Origin of the sequence: Pseudoalteromonas sp. AOP7-A1-14 (assembly GCF_052376275.1) — a bacterium.
Taxonomy (GTDB): domain Bacteria; phylum Pseudomonadota; class Gammaproteobacteria; order Enterobacterales; family Alteromonadaceae; genus Pseudoalteromonas.
Genome location: NZ_JBQSVO010000037.1, coordinates 1 through 15,043 on the forward strand (window position 1 = coordinate 1; position 15,043 = coordinate 15,043).

At 40.4% G+C, this 15,043-nt stretch carries 10 protein-coding genes; 5 read left to right on the forward strand and 5 right to left on the reverse strand.

The features are described 5' to 3' along the window. From ACT3RM_RS07830 to ACT3RM_RS07850, 5 genes are all read left to right on the forward strand, one after another. Nucleotides 1-571: isochorismate synthase (locus ACT3RM_RS07830; protein WP_444511354.1), on the forward strand; the 571-nt coding region annotated here is incomplete at its 5' end. Nucleotides 572-602: 31 nt separating this feature from the next. Continuing rightward, nucleotides 603-1,250: an isochorismatase family protein gene (locus tag ACT3RM_RS07835; protein ID WP_441835136.1), complete on the forward strand. Its 648-nt coding sequence runs from the start codon at nucleotides 603-605 to the stop codon at nucleotides 1,248-1,250. Between the two features lie 168 nt (nucleotides 1,251-1,418). Beyond that, nucleotides 1,419-2,174: a 2,3-dihydro-2,3-dihydroxybenzoate dehydrogenase gene (gene dhbA / locus ACT3RM_RS07840; protein ID WP_441835137.1), complete on the forward strand. Its 756-nt coding sequence runs from the start codon at nucleotides 1,419-1,421 to the stop codon at nucleotides 2,172-2,174. Nucleotides 2,175-2,207: 33 nt separating this feature from the next. Next, nucleotides 2,208-5,708, forward strand: coding sequence for a condensation domain-containing protein (locus tag ACT3RM_RS07845; RefSeq protein WP_441835138.1), 3,501 nt, complete (start codon nucleotides 2,208-2,210; stop codon nucleotides 5,706-5,708). Continuing rightward, on the forward strand, nucleotides 5,695-8,871 hold the full coding sequence (locus ACT3RM_RS07850; protein WP_441835139.1) for an amino acid adenylation domain-containing protein: 3,177 nt from the start codon (nucleotides 5,695-5,697) through the stop codon (nucleotides 8,869-8,871). Before ACT3RM_RS07845 ends, ACT3RM_RS07850 begins: the two co-directional genes overlap by 14 nt. A gap of 108 nt (nucleotides 8,872-8,979) precedes the next feature. Here ACT3RM_RS07850 and ACT3RM_RS07855 read toward each other — a convergent pair whose 3' ends face one another. From ACT3RM_RS07855 to ACT3RM_RS07875, 5 genes are all read right to left on the reverse strand, one after another. Next, on the reverse strand, nucleotides 8,980-10,101 hold the full coding sequence (locus ACT3RM_RS07855; RefSeq protein WP_441835140.1) for a siderophore-interacting protein: 1,122 nt from the start codon (nucleotides 10,099-10,101) through the stop codon (nucleotides 8,980-8,982). A gap of 108 nt (nucleotides 10,102-10,209) precedes the next feature. After that, nucleotides 10,210-11,388 (reverse strand): type III PLP-dependent enzyme, encoded by a 1,179-nt coding sequence (locus ACT3RM_RS07860; protein WP_441994770.1) that lies wholly within the window; start codon nucleotides 11,386-11,388, stop codon nucleotides 10,210-10,212. 1 nt (nucleotide 11,389) lies between these two features. After that, complete coding sequence (locus tag ACT3RM_RS07865) at nucleotides 11,390-12,013, reverse strand: GNAT family N-acetyltransferase (protein ID WP_441835142.1); 624 nt, start codon at nucleotides 12,011-12,013, stop codon at nucleotides 11,390-11,392. A gap of 78 nt (nucleotides 12,014-12,091) precedes the next feature. After that, the gene (locus ACT3RM_RS07870; protein ID WP_441835143.1) at nucleotides 12,092-13,369 is read right to left on the reverse strand and encodes a lysine N(6)-hydroxylase/L-ornithine N(5)-oxygenase family protein; all 1,278 of its coding nucleotides are present in this window, start codon (nucleotides 13,367-13,369) and stop codon (nucleotides 12,092-12,094) included. 12 nt (nucleotides 13,370-13,381) lie between these two features. Then, nucleotides 13,382-15,016, reverse strand: a complete 1,635-nt coding sequence (locus ACT3RM_RS07875; RefSeq protein ID WP_441835144.1) for a (2,3-dihydroxybenzoyl)adenylate synthase — start codon at nucleotides 15,014-15,016, stop codon at nucleotides 13,382-13,384. Nucleotides 15,017-15,043 lie beyond the last annotated feature (27 nt).

The window sequence follows — 15,043 nt, forward strand, 5'->3', positions numbered from 1 at the left end:
GGGTAATCAAGTAGTTAGTAATCCATTAGCGGGATCGGCAAGGCGTACTAACGATGAGCAGCTAAATAGCAAGAATGCAGAAAATTTACAACAATCAAGTAAAGATAATTATGAGCACCGATTTGTTGTTGACAATATTGCGCGTAACTTGGCGCCTCATTGTTGCCATTTATCAATATCAGAGCAGCCACATATACTCGAAACTTCAAGCATGCTACATCTGTCTTCAATCTTTACAGGCCAGTTGCGCCAAGGTGCTGCTGATGCATTAAATTTAGCATTAGATTTACATCCGACGCCTGCTGTATGTGGTACACCCACGGATCTAGCCAAAAACTTTATTATCGAGAATGAAAATTATGACCGCCATTATTACACCGGATTAGTCGGTTGGATGGACTCAAAAGGCAATGGTGAATGGGTTGTTACTATTCGATGTGGTTTATTATTTGATAATCGCATGACCTTGTATGCAGGGGCTGGCATTGTCAAAGGCTCAGATGCAGATGCCGAATGGCATGAAACTGAATCTAAATTACAGACCATACTAGGCGCATTTTCAGCTAACTAATTAATTTAACTCAATATCAAGAGTCCACTATATGACTATTCCAGCGATCCAAGATTATTCATTTCCAACTGCCGACGAATACCCAGCGGCAAAAGTTAACTGGACTGTAGAGCCGAAAAAAGCCGCTTTATTGATCCATGATATGCAAGACTATTTCATTAATTTTTACCATCCATCTAGTCCTATGATGAGCCGAGTTATTAAACAGATTTCAGCACTCAAAACATGGGCAAAAGAACAGAAAATTCCGGTGTATTACACTGCACAACCTGCCGAGCAAAGTGATGAGAGTCGCGGGTTATTAACCGATATGTGGGGCCCAGGTTTAACCGCTAAGCCTGAGTTGGCAAACATCGTTATACCGCTTAAGCCAGAACAAAGTGATCGGTTACTCACTAAATGGCGCTATAGTGCTTTTTTCTTATCCGATCTAGCTGAACAGATGATGCAAGAGCAACGCGATCAACTGATCATTTGCGGTATTTATGCGCATATTGGGGTATTGCAAACAGCCGCTGAGGCTTTTATGAAGAATATTAAGCCGTTTGTTATGGCTGATGCTATAGCTGATTTTAGCCGTGAAGATCACTTGTATGCACTACGTTACGTACAGCGCAACCTTGGGGTGGTGAGCACGGTGACTGAAAGTATCGAGGTTGACTCTTTGGTATCTAGTTAACTAAAGCATTATTCGCAGTAAGTAAACCAATGTAATGACACAGTTTGGTTTTTATACGGGCAAGTTTCAGTTTGATTAAATTATTGCAAATGTGCAGTGGAGCATACTGTTTTTGGCGCAACTTGTGAAGATGCAATGTGACTCATAATCACAGTTTTAAGGTTTATGATGAATCAACAACAGAGTAAAGAAATAGCGTGGGTAACCGGTGTTAACCAGGGAATTGGTGCGGCCATTTTTCAGCGTTTTCATGAACAGGGAATGAGGGTGGTTGGTTTTGATATTAGTAAGCGTAACGTTCCTGAGCAGCTGAAACCATTTGTTTATGAGTGCGATGTGAAACAGTCTTCGCGCGTTGATGAGCTATGTCAGCAGCTGCTGGTAAGTAGTCCGCCAGATTACTTTGTTAGTGTTGCCGGAGTATTAGAGTTTAACAAAATAGAACAAGCCACGGTTGCACAATGGCATAACACATTCGCTGTTAATTTGTTTGGGCCGGTTTATTTTATGCGCTGGTTAACACCTCATTTTCAACAGCGACGGGCTGGCAGTATTGTTTTTGTTTCTTCTAATGCTGCACGTGTGCCTCGGGTAGGAATGGCGGCTTATGGCGCTTCAAAAGCAGCACTAACTAATATGGCAAAAACTCTAGCACTTGAATTGGCGCCATATTCTGTAAGAGTCAACTCGGTCTCTCCTGGATCTACTTTTACGTCGATGCAAACTGATATGTGGGTTAATGGTGGTAGTGAACAGCATACCATTGCCGGTGACATGGAAAATTACAAGCTAGGTATACCATTGCAAAAATTGGCAACGACAGCTGACATTGCCGATGCAGTCACTTTTTTAACGAGTGAGCAAGCGGGTCATATAACCATGCATGATCTAGTGGTCGATGGTGGCGCAACGCTTGGTGGATGAAATCATTGCTCCTTCAATTAAAATAGGTAAAAAATGGAATTAGATAAAATAGAACTCGAAATAGCAATTACCGAACAACTAAAACAGACCTTGAAGTTGGCAGATGAAACCATTCCTGTAGCAGCTAATTTGATTGAGTTTGGTCTGCACTCATTGGCTATCATGCAGTTAGTTAATGCTTTTCAGGAAGAATACCAACTGTCCTTGAATTATGTTGATTTTGCTTCAGCGCCTAGGATCATTGATTGGATAGCACTACTTAGCCGTGCACAAAAAAGTGATGAGCAAAAGCCACTAACCGATGGTGATATGATGAGTGATGTGCCTTCATTATCCACTTTCAACCTGGATACTATTAAAAGTCAGCCAGAACTAAGTGAATGTGCGCTGTCAGAAATGCAGTATTCCTTTTGGGCTGGACAGCAATCGACTGCACTATCTGCTCATTTATATGTCGAATTTGACGGCCAAAATATTAATCCTACGGTATTGAACCAAGCAATCCAGGTATTATTTAAAATGCACCCTATGTTAGGTGTGGTTATCTCAAATAATGGGCTACAAACTATTGCCGATGTTGATCCTAATTATCAAATCGAAGTTGATGATTTACGCGATTTTGATAGCGTTGAAATTGCGCAATTCCTGCATCAGAAAAGGATTCGTTTAGCCCATCAAAAATTGGCGATAGAACATGGGGAGGTTATTTATTTTAGTTTAACGCTATTACCAGAACAAGCACATCGACTGCACATTGATGTTAATATGATTGCCGCAGATGCATCAAGTATTTTGTTAATTTATAGAGAATTAGCGAGTATTTATAAAGGTGAGCACACGCAGCTTGCAAGGTGCAATCAGAGTTACTTTGGTTACCTTCACCAACGAGAACATGACAGCACATTAAAACAGACGATTCAGAACGATCAAGCATGGTGGCAAGAGCGGCTCAAGGACATTGCACCACCACCAAAACTTCCCGCTATAGCTGAACATTTTCGATCAGACACATTTGCATGCGATAGCTTACATCACACCTTTTCTCAACAACACAAGCAGACATTAACAGCCCTTGCCAATAAACATCAGGTGAGCTTGTCTAATTTAATGCTAGCGGTGTTTTCTATCACTGTTGGAAATTGGTCCAGCACTAATCGGTTCAGGCTTAATCTGCCAGTATTCAAACGTCAGCCTTATAGTGACAACATTAATTGCTTAGTTGGTGACTTTACCGATCTAGTGATACTGAATGTTGAGTTGCGTGATGATGAACCGTTTAACCTTATGCTGCAAAGACTGGCAGACGAACGTCAAAGAGTACAGCAGCACAGTGCTTATTCAGGTATTAATGTACTAAGAGACTTGTCTAAATTACATGAAGATACGCAAATAGCCCCGATTGTGTACACTTGTGGTTTGGAGCACGGCGAAATTATTCCCGAATCAGTTACACACACTTTAGGTAAGCCCGTTTGGTGTGTATCGCAAGGGCCAATGGTTGATTTGGATGTGCAAGTGGCTGAGCATAATCAAGGAATACTCATTAATTGGGATGTACGTGTTGCGGCATTTAAAGAGCATGTTATCAGCGAAATGTTTTCTGCTTATCTAGCGCTACTTGAGGCATTAGCCAATTCGCCACAACGGGCAGAATTACCGTTAACTATACAGTTACCTTTAACGCAGCGCCAGAAGCGGCAGCTGCATGGCGATTTGTATAGCCATCCGCCAACAATGACAAAATCCTTACATAGTGATTTTTGGCAGCAGGCTAAACATAATCCAGAAAATATCGCGCTGTGTTTTGCTGAGCACACTATTAGCTATGCACAATTAGCAGCTAATGTTACTAATGTCGCCACTAATCTTACTGCTAAGCACGTTATGGCGGGTGATTGTTTGGCAATTGAGCTCAGTGACAGCGAAGCGTATATAACAGCCATACTTGCTATTTTATCGTTAGGGGCCAGCTACGTTGTTGTTAATGGTAATGTGTCAAATCAATGGACTGAGTCTTATAAGAAAAATCAATGTCAGTACTCGGTTACTAACAACCAGACAGTCGCTAGTAACCAGTTCTCTGATGCTGAATTAGTACAGCAGCCTGCTTTCAGTGAAGTGAACTTCACGGTGCAAGAGTTGTTATCGGAGTCATCGCTAGCGTACATTGTACTCGATGCCGAGCATAAAACGGCTCTTAAGGTCACTCATCAAGGAATTGTTAGTAGCTTATTTGATCTCATTACAGCATTTAGTTTTGATCAAACTACTCGTTTGTTATCGCTATATAATCCGTTTCAAAAGTTGGTGGCACTGGACATCTTTGCTACGTTTTCATCGGGCGGTACTTTAGTTCTAGTTGAGCAATTACATAAAGTAACGCCATCACTGTGGGCTCAGTGTATTCAACAGCAACGCATTAATACTTTGCATTGTTCTGCAACACAGCTAAGTGCGCTACTCAATAATGCCAAAGAAAAGTCACTGGCATCATTAGCGTATGTTTTGGCAGGAGTTGAGCCCGTTGCCACGCAGTTGTGGCAGCAATTACAAAGCCATAACCCGAGTGTGCAGTTGGTTGCAATGGCAAGCGCTAAACAAGCAGCGCTTTATACCAGTTATAGTGTTTGCGACGAACACAAGGCTAAACAAACTGCTTTTATGACTTATGGTATCCCTTTACCGAGTATTGGCTGTAGAGTGCTAAGCGAGCAAAAACAAGATTGCCCGGATCATGTCGTTGGCCAATTATGGGTAGCGGGAGCTGCTATTTGTACTGACGATTTATCGTCAGTCGGGGAGTCATTAGCCACTCGTTATGAACAACAGGGGGTTATTTGGCATAACACTGGAAATTTTGCCTATTATCAACAAAATGGTGAAATTCAACGATGTGGTTCAGCATCGCAGTTGCTTGACAATCAGGGCTATGTCATAGAACTACAAGCTATTGCAGCATTGATCGTAAAACTAGATGCAGTGTTAGATGCCTCAGTGCAGTTCGTAATAGATAAAGGTAACAAGATATTAATAGCAGGGGTTGTGGTTGAAAATGATACTGTGCAACAGCATATGATCCATAAAGAATTAGCGAAAACGTTACCTCGTCAGCTATTGCCCAGTCATTATTATTTATCTACAGCCTTACCTGTCAATAGCAATGGTCACATTGATCAACAGGCGTTGCTGAGTGATTGCCTGCAAGAGCGTGAAGCTCAGCAAGCTCGTTCAAATAGCTCAGCCTTACAGCAAGCGGTCGGCTATATTTTTGCGAACACCATTGGCACCGATATAAGTAGCAACAATCTTGATGAAGACTTCTTTAGCTGTGGGGGCGACTCTTTGCTTGCAACTCACTTAGTCGCCGCGGTTAATCAGTATTTTAAAGGGTGTGAATTGACAGTGGTTGATGTTTTTATCGAACGTACTGCAAATAATTTGGCTAATAAAATCAGTGAAAAACTACCTGAAATAGCTAACGATATTGCCGAGGTGTTATTAAAAATATTAAGGAAAAATAATGCGTATTGTTGATTCACAGCCCCTAAATTCGTTACAGCGTGCATATCTATTAGGTCGTAATTCTCAAATTCCACTCGGCGGTGTGGCAATGCATGACTTTAGAGAGTTTTATTGTCACTTTAACGCCTTCGAATTAGAAACTGCCGTGTCGCAATTAGCCGAGAAATATTCGGTTATGCGCACTTTGATTAATGAAAATGATCTAAAGCAAGAAATATTAGCAGAAGTTATATTAAATATTGAGATAGTCGACCTGCGTGATAGTGAACAGCAAAGGGCGCAGCAAGAGCTCAACCAGTTACGGGAAAAATATTCGCATAGTGTGCTGCCGCTAGAGCGGCCACTATGGTGTATGCGACTAGTGCTATTACCAGAAAATATGCGTCACGATGACAAGCGTGCGCTTTTATTTACCAGCTTTGATGGTCTTATTGTTGATGGTTATGCGATTGCCGTTTTGTTAAGTGAGTTGTTTAACGGTAAAACAACACATCAAGTGATGAGCCAGCGACAGACACCGGCGAGCTATTTTACTAACAACACAATTGATAAGGCCTATTGGCAAGATAAATTGGCGAATGTTGACAGTATTACTACTTTGCCTTGGAAGCGTGATCTAGAAACGATTTTTGCACCTCATTACGTACGACAGGGTATTATTATTCCAAAAATGCTCTGGCAATCCATTGCCGCGATGGGAGCTAAACATCAGTTGCTACCTAACTCTGTGTTGAGTGCAGCATTACTCGAAGTGGTTGCATTGTGGGCAAATGAGCATTATTTATTATTCTCTATGCCTATTTCAAATTCAATATTGCATCAACAGCTGAGTAATCATTCGTCATTTATTGCTATTGAATACCGCGCAAATACGGAAATCAGTTTTATTGAAAAGGCACAAGCGCTGCAAAGTAATGTATTAAATGCGATGGAACATACGACGTTTTCAGGGATTGAGCTAGGGAAGCTGCTGGTTAATAAAACAGCGAAAATGATTACCTTACCAGTTGCAGTGACCAACGGCCTGAGTTGGGGAGCAAGCGAGTATGAGCACGTTAACTATGTTTCGGGTGTAACACAAACTCCACAATTAGCCTTAGATATTCGGATCAGTCAAACTGCGAAAAATGATATTGCGATAGATTTTGATTATGCTGAGCAGGCGTTACCGGCACTTGTGATTAGTGAAATGCTGTCTACTGTTGAGCAATATTTGTTTGCTATGTCGAGCTTGAATGATCTACAGGATATAACTCCTCCTGATTTATACACGCAGGTAACGACGAAAGCATCAGGGCTTCCTGAAGGTGAGCCTGGCTCTGAATACGTAGCTGAGGCTATAGTCGAAAATTATTTAGAAAAGATAAAAGAGCATCTATACGGAAACAGTAATCACAACATTGCACTCATTTATGCTGAGCAAAAGATCAGTTATGCAACCTTGGGTAAGCATGTTGCTAAGATTATCAATCAATTATCTGCATTAAATATTAACAAGGGCGATGTGGTTGCTATTTGTTTACCTAAGAGTCCAGAGCATATTGCAGTGACGTTGGCATGTTCACTGAGTAATATTATTTGGTTACCCATTGACATGGAATCTCCAATACAGCGAATTCAATTTATGCTCGCTAATTGTCAAGCTGATCTGGCGATCATTGATGAACCACTTGATTATGACATTAACACTATCAATATCGCTCAGGTTCTTGATAATCCAGAGGTGTCTGAAACGCTCGAGTGTCAGTCACTATGTGATGCTGAGCCTGGTTATTACCTTTACACTTCTGGTAGTACAGGTACGCCTAAATGTGTAGTAATGAACCATTTTGCGACAGCGAATGTGGTAGCAGTAACCAATCAGACATGGCAGTTAACTGAGGAAGATGTGCTGTTTGCAGTGACGCCATTTCATCATGATATGTCGATATATGAGTTATTTGGTGCCATGTCTCTCGGTGCTAGCTTAGTTGTTCCCACTACGGAGCAAACAAAAAGCGCCATGGATTGGAGTTCTCTGGTAGCACAACATCAGATATCGGTTTGGAGTTCTGTCCCTGCTATTGTAGATATGTTACTGGCTTGTGCAGAGCCACGGCAGTTGCTCTCGCTTAAATTAGTATCGCAAGGAGGAGACTACGTAAAACCTAGCGTAATTGAAAAGCTACGCCAATATGTACCTCAAGCTAGATTATTTTCCATTGGAGGACCCACAGAGACAACTATCTGGAGTATTTGGCACGAGATATTAGCCCTCGATAAAGAAATCATTCCCTATGGTATGGCATTGAAAAATAATCGTTACTACATATTAAATGATAATAATCAGCACTGTCCTAATTTTGTTATAGGGACTATTTGCATGTCAGGTGTTAATTTGGCAAATGGTTACCTTCAAGAGGGGGAAATCAATCAACATGATTATGCGATGATCACTAATCCTGAAGGCCAAACGGTACGGGTGTTTAAAACCAGTGATCGAGGATACTTCCGTGATGATGGCAAAATTATCTTTTCTGGTCGCAAAGAGGGTTATTTAAAAATTCGCGGGGTTAGGATCGCGTCAGCTGAAATTGAGTTAAGTTTGAGCAAACACCCTTCTATACGCGATACTATTGCACTTGCTTGTGTAAATCCGCAATATGCCACCAGTGAGTTGGTTGCAGTTTATGTTACAGAGAATAATCAGTCCGTTAGTACAAGTAACTTACGTCAGTACTTACAGAGTAAGCTGCCTAATTCGCATATTCCATCTCGATGGTTACAAGTAGAAAGTATGCCGCTGACGGGAAATCGAAAAATTGACCGAAAGCAGTTAAAAATATTGGCTGAGCAACGTATTTATCAAAATTATACTGATAGTGATTCATCGTATAATGAAGGTCTCCAAAGTGATAAATCATTGGTGAGTAATGCAATTGGACAGCTAGAGAAAATCGTTATCGAAGCCTTTGTTAGTACTCTAGAAACTCAAGAGACCACCAATTTAACTGCACATACTGATATTCTAAGTCTAGGTTTAAGGCCTAAACAGCTTAATCAAATAGCTAAGCAGCTATCACAAGCACTGGCAACAGATGTTGATCTTTACAGCTTAGTTAAAGCAACCACGCTTGGTGATATCGTAAAGGCTTTGTCACATAAAAATAGTCAGCAATCCGAACCGGTTAGTTAGTGAGTTAATTAGGTAGTAGCGGTTTACCATGCTCGTTAAACCGCTAAGGGCGAGCACTGTATATGTGTTTTTAATATAACAGTGTCCTTGCTTTAGGGTATGACTCGGTTAAGCTTTTTTCAATCGCCAGTAACCCTTGGTGTGATTATATTTTCCTATAATTTTGCGTTGATTTCGTAAATAATGTCTGACTTGCTTGGCTGATTCAGATTCGAATGCGGCCCACACAACATCAATCGTTTCAAGCTCCTCTAGCACTGCTAAGACTTCGTCACCTTGACATTCAGCTGCACAAACGACAGTTTGTATATGACTATCTTGAGGCAATGACACATCGTCAAAATAGGCCTGTTCACCTTCAACTGCACTTATTACTACGATGTGCGGTGGCTGCGGGTTCTGCCAATGTTCAAGAATGCCTGCTAAAGCTGGATAAGCAGTTTCATCGGCTATTAATAACGCCTGACCGTCACTCAAATGGGGGTGTTTATCGTCAGTCTCAGAACGACTCATAATAATATCATTAACGCTCAGCGCTTCGCTCCAGAGACTACCTAGGCTACCACCATGGGTAAAAATATCGATGTAACCTTGATCAAAAAACTCAGCATCATCACTACTTTTCCATGACTTACGCAATGTATATAAACGAACATTTTTGTTCATATTATAGAGTAGTTTTTGACGGCTTTGACTTGATAAGTGTTTCATTAACCATATGAAAAAGCGATCAAATACCCCTTTTGACCAGTGTTTTTTTTTGCTTGTCGCGGCTTTTTTAGTTGCTGGCTTTTTCATGCTTTTTAATAAAAAACCATAGGCATAGCCAGGGTAATACTCTGGCAATGGTGTGTCACTTTTAACTGTCAGACGTAACATATTGGCAGTGAGTTTTTGCTTATTGGTGATGGTAAAAAAGTGTTTCCCTGAGCCGCTAAAATCACGTCCTTGTTTGACAATTGCGGCATAGGCTAAATAAAGAATTTGTTCTTCTAAATCACCTTCTATTTCAAACTGTATAAAGCTCTCGATTTCTTGAGAAGTGTTATTTAAGGTTACTTTAACCAATACGCCCTCTTGAAATATATCGAGAATTTTTGCCGATAATATATTTTTTTGAGGTTGATCACTCTGCGCTATGGTTAATAACTCTTCTGTATGATCTTGATTAACATGTTCAATAATATCTAACTTTTTATCTATTTCTTTAATTGGAGTACGGTTGTTCATAAAGTCCTTATTTACACTATGGCGTTATAATGGTGTTTTTTTTGTATCTGTAGCCGCTGAACCTTGCTAGTTACAGGGGGTTGGTTTGCTAATTTATAGGGTAAACCTTCATAACTCAGGTACGACGTGGTAGGCCAATGGCGCAAATCCATTAAATTCAATTGCGCTATAACTTGTTGTATATGCGCCAGTAGATAGCCAGAATAAATGATCGCCAATCGCCAGTGATGAAGGTAATTGGTATTGATGATGCTGGTACATTATGTCCAAGCTGTCGCAAGTTGGTCCAGCTAAAACGACCTGTTGAGTTACCCCCTCCTTGGCTGTTAACAGTGGGTACTTTATTGATTCTCCGAGCGTTTCTATTAAACCATTAAAAGTGCCGACATCTGTATAAATCCATCGTTCGGCGGCGCTTGATTTTATAGATTTATCAGTGATCAAGACAATTTCTGATACTAAAATACCCGCATCGCCGACTAATGAACGACCTGGCTCAATAATGATGCGAGGCATTTTATCTGCAAAACTGTCTTTTAAAAATTGATGGATCGACATGGCATAGGTTTTAAAGTCGTCGGTTTGTTGAATATAATGAGCTGGTAACCCACCACCAAGATTGATCATTTCTAACTGGATGTTGTGCTTATGTTTTATCTCATCAAATAGCGCTCTTGTAGCCTCAATAGCTTGTCGCCAAGTCGCAATATCACGCTGCTGTGAGCCAACATGAAAGGATATACCATAAGGTACAAGTCCAAGCGCTTTAGCTTTGGCGGCCAGCTCTGCAGCCACCTCACAAGAGCAACCAAATTTATTAGATAAAGGCCAATCTGCACTCGACGAGCCGTCAAATAGTAACCGAATATAAACTTTTGAGCCTGGCGCATGCTGAGCGATATTATTCAGATCGGCCTCACTATCAGTGGCAGTGGCAAAAAGCCTGACACCCTGATTATAGAAATAAGCTATATCCACTTTCTTTTTAATGGTATTGCCAAAGACAATGCGCTCAGGAGCGACATTAAAAGCGAGAACTTTATCCAGTTCTGGTGATGATGCAATGTCGAAATTAGCGCCAAGTTTTGCTAATAACTGAATGACTTCATTAGCGGGGTTGGCTTTCACTGCATAGAAGATATCGCTTAAAGGAAATTCTTCAACCATATCGCGATAGCGTTGCTCAATAACCGACAAATCTAAGATTAAAAATGGGGTTGCATGCGCTTTTGTTAGACGTGCTATGTCATTTGTAATTTGCGGATTAAAATAGTGTGGCAATTTCATACTAAGTGTTTTCCAATTTTTGATGATCATTGCTGATTAGTTTGTTGAAAATAGGAGAGTGATAAAACTTGTCACGAGCAAAGAAAAACAACGAGGCTGTTTTTTCTGGTAACTTAATCTTTTTCTGCTCTTCGTAGCCTAAGCCATTGGATAAGCGATGGAATTGTTCGACTTTATTGTCAGGCTCACAGATTATTTTTGTCGTGTCAGGGCTATTACTGAAAATAAAGTCTGCCAATATGGACAGCAGGGGCGCTAAATGGCCACGCCCTAAAAAATGCTTTTCACCGATCAGAAGATGCATACCCATATCATTTTCTTCGGCGCTGTAATAGCGGGCAATACGATCACGTTTACATTCATATATTTCAGCATAGCCTGCGGGTTGGCCATCTATTAGCATGATGTAAAGCCGTTGATGATCATCAGCGAGCATTTTCTCGAAAAATACTTGTAGCTCTAATTCTGGCTTGTTTAATTGCCATTGAGGAATAACATGGTCCGTATGCATCCAGCGGTATAAAAGAGCTAAGTCATCCGGATAGCTGACTTGCTGCAATTCGTAAGTAAGCTTATTCATCGATAGTAAAAATTCGTTTGGCAGTGTGCGTGATAGTGTTTGCATACTTGTCTCCCGTTAAGCTTTAGCCTTTATGTTATTTTTAGCGTTATGCCATTAGTTGCTTAATTAATAATTATTTTGTTACTCAGGTAAAAACTCTTGAAAGCAAATTTTTTGTTCGACGGGATAAACCTCTCTATTGAGAATTTGATTAATTATGATCGAATTTCGGTAGCAGCCCATGCCTAGATCTGGCGCTGAAATACCATGTGTGTATAGGCCAATATTTTGGGCAAAGATATTTTTGTCGTTGTTTAAAGTGTAATCTTGATTGGGAAGCAGGCGCTCTTTATTGTCCCAATTTAGAAGGTGAGCAATGGGGTATAAGCACTCCGGTATCTTATATTCATAACCGAGTGACAAGATGATTATTTCAGATTCTAAAGTAAAATCTTTATCTACATCTTGCTTTGTGCAATATAAGGTAAACAGGTCATCTTTTCGTGCAATTTGATTGAGTTGTGTATTGGTAATTAATCGTGTTGCAACCCCTGATTTTTTCGATTTAATGTACAGCAAATCATAAATATCATTAATTAATGTTAGATTGATTCCTTTATACAATGGCGCTTGTTTATGAATTATTTCATCTCGCTTTTGGGCGGGTAAATTGTAGAAATGGTTAGTGTAATCTGGTGATGTTAACTCTAACGTTAATTTACCTAAATCCATTGCAATGAAACGTTCAGAGCGCGTGATCCAATTTAATTGATATTGATGTAAGTCGATTTCTGTCAGAAGATCATAATATATTTCAGCACCACTTTGTCCGCTGCCAACAATAGTGATGGACTTTTTATCTTTATAGTCTTGCTTGTGGGCTAAATAATCTGCGCTGAAATGAACTTCACCTTTAAATGAGCGACAAAAATCAGGCAAAACGGGACTTGTGCCAGTACCCAGTACTATATGCCGGGCTTTAACTTGCGTACATACATTGTAGCTGTTGCGCGTTTCAACCGTGTAAATCTTTGACTTTTCATCATAACTTATTTTTTCTACATTGTTATCAAAATGCACATTGTTCAGCCGTGCAATCGCCCATTGGCAATAGTCGTTATATTCTGAGCGTAAGATAAAGAAGTTTTCTCGAATATAATGCTGATAGAGCAGCCCTTGCGATTTTAAATAGTTGAGAAATGAAAACTGACTAGTGGGATCAGCAAAAGTAACTAAGTCGGCTATAAAAGGAATTTGTAATGTACTCCACTCAAGCATAATACCGCTGTGCCAGTCAAAGTTACTTTTTTTGTCAAAAAATATACAGCGCATGTCGGCTAATGGTTCAGTCATACAGGCCAAACTTAGATTGAAAGGGCCAACACCAACGCCGACAATATCGTAAATATCATTATTCAATGGACTATCCTATTATTTTGTTGCACAGGTAAGTTGGCGTCTGTTGACTTTGCCGACTTGGGTATATTGGAATTTTTCTACTAGTTCAATTTCATCTGGTAATTTGTATTCGGCGATATTTTTTTTCATCAAAAAGGCGCGAATATCACGCAATGACAAATGGCTAGTGTGATTTTGTTGCAAAATAATCTGTGCTTTTGAGCGCTCGCCCAATAAAGGGTCTTTAACCCCCACAACAGATACATCGCTTACTGCAGGGTGCCCTAAAATAAGGTTTTCTATTTCACTGGGGGTGATTTTTTCACCGGCACGATTGATTTGTTCTTTCTCACGCCCTGTTACGACAATATTCTGATGCTTATCTAGGTAGCCTATATCGCCGGTGTTATAAAAGCCGTCGCAGGTGAAACAATGCTGATTAATCTCTGGCGAGTTATAGTAACCATTAATAGTGTAGGGACCACGTGTGAGAATATAGCCGATGGACTCATTAGCGAGTGTTTCTCCCATTTCGTCGACAACTTTGATTTCGTCATAGCGTGATAGTGGTTTACCTTGCGTATAAAGTATGGTCTGTTCATTATCGTCAAGCTGAGTAAAGTTCACTAAGCCTTCAGCCATACCATACACTTGTTGTAATTTGGCACGCAATTTGTTGTTGATGGACTCAGCGAGCTCAGGGAGTAGCTTAGCTCCACCTACTTGTATAACTGCTAAGCTATTGAGGTTAAAACGTGAAAGTTGCGGTGAATTAATCCATAAATGGACCAAGGAAGGAACCAGCGAGACTTGCTCGATACCCTGTTTTTCAATTAAAGCAAAGCAGGTTGTTGGGCTGGAGTCAGTGGTTAAATAAACGCTGGCGCCGACAAAAAATGCCCCTAAAAAGCCTGGCGAACTCATGGTGAAGTTATGCATAACGGGTAACACGATTAGCTGCTTACTATTACTGTTGAGTTTAGCGACAGCGACACTTTGTTTTACTGAGTATAAATAGTCTGCATGAGTACGAGCGATTAATTTAGGAAGTCCAGTTGTTCCACCTGAAAGCTGTAAAAAAGCCACGGCGTATGCACTACCATTAAACTGTTCGAGGTGCGGTGTATCTTCACTGAGGTGTGTAAATGACTGCGCCAGTATCGTCTCGCTAGTGAGGGTTTCTCTAAACCAAAGTTTAAAGTTAGGTTCCTTAAACCCTTGTGTGATATCTATGGCGTCTTTTGCTGGTTGACCTGCCATATTGATTTTTATGTAACCTACAGCACGGCTATTGATGGCAATATTTTCAATCTCATAAGCCCCGTGCCCGTTTAAACAAAATACAGGACGTGCCCCTATGTAATATAAGCCAAATAGCACTATAAAAAACTCAATAACGTTAGGAGATTGAATAACAACAAAATCTTCAGCTTGAATGCCTTGTTTATGTAAGTAGCTACCATATTTTGCCGCATAGTCATAGAGCGCTTGATAGCTTAAGGTTTTGTCAGCTTGGCTGACTGCGAGTTGCTTGCCATACTGTTGGCTAATCCGCTCAAGTAGTTGTATATGAGTTTCATTTTCCCAGCACCCAGACTGCTGATAGATTTCAGCGCGATCAGTTGGAAAAGGAACGAACCCGTTTTTAATATCTTTGTCAGAAAACATATTTGATAATCCTTGCTGATTAATTAG

What these genes read in the sequence shown, in the direction of transcription:
- ACT3RM_RS07835 (WP_441835136.1), top strand. Translation starts at nt 603, where the DNA reads ATGACTATTCCAGCGATCCAAGATTATTCATTTCCAACTGCCGACGAA.
- dhbA (WP_441835137.1), top strand. Translation starts at nt 1,419, where the DNA reads ATGAATCAACAACAGAGTAAAGAAATAGCGTGGGTAACCGGTGTTAAC.
- ACT3RM_RS07845 (WP_441835138.1), top strand. Translation starts at nt 2,208, where the DNA reads ATGGAATTAGATAAAATAGAACTCGAAATAGCAATTACCGAACAACTA.
- ACT3RM_RS07850 (WP_441835139.1), top strand. Translation starts at nt 5,695, where the DNA reads ATGCGTATTGTTGATTCACAGCCCCTAAATTCGTTACAGCGTGCATAT.
- ACT3RM_RS07855 (WP_441835140.1), bottom strand. Translation starts at nt 10,101, where the DNA reads ATGAACAACCGTACTCCAATTAAAGAAATAGATAAAAAGTTAGATATT.
- ACT3RM_RS07860 (WP_441994770.1), bottom strand. Translation starts at nt 11,388, where the DNA reads ATGAAATTGCCACACTATTTTAATCCGCAAATTACAAATGACATAGCA.
- ACT3RM_RS07865 (WP_441835142.1), bottom strand. Translation starts at nt 12,013, where the DNA reads ATGCAAACACTATCACGCACACTGCCAAACGAATTTTTACTATCGATG.
- ACT3RM_RS07875 (WP_441835144.1), bottom strand. Translation starts at nt 15,016, where the DNA reads ATGTTTTCTGACAAAGATATTAAAAACGGGTTCGTTCCTTTTCCAACT.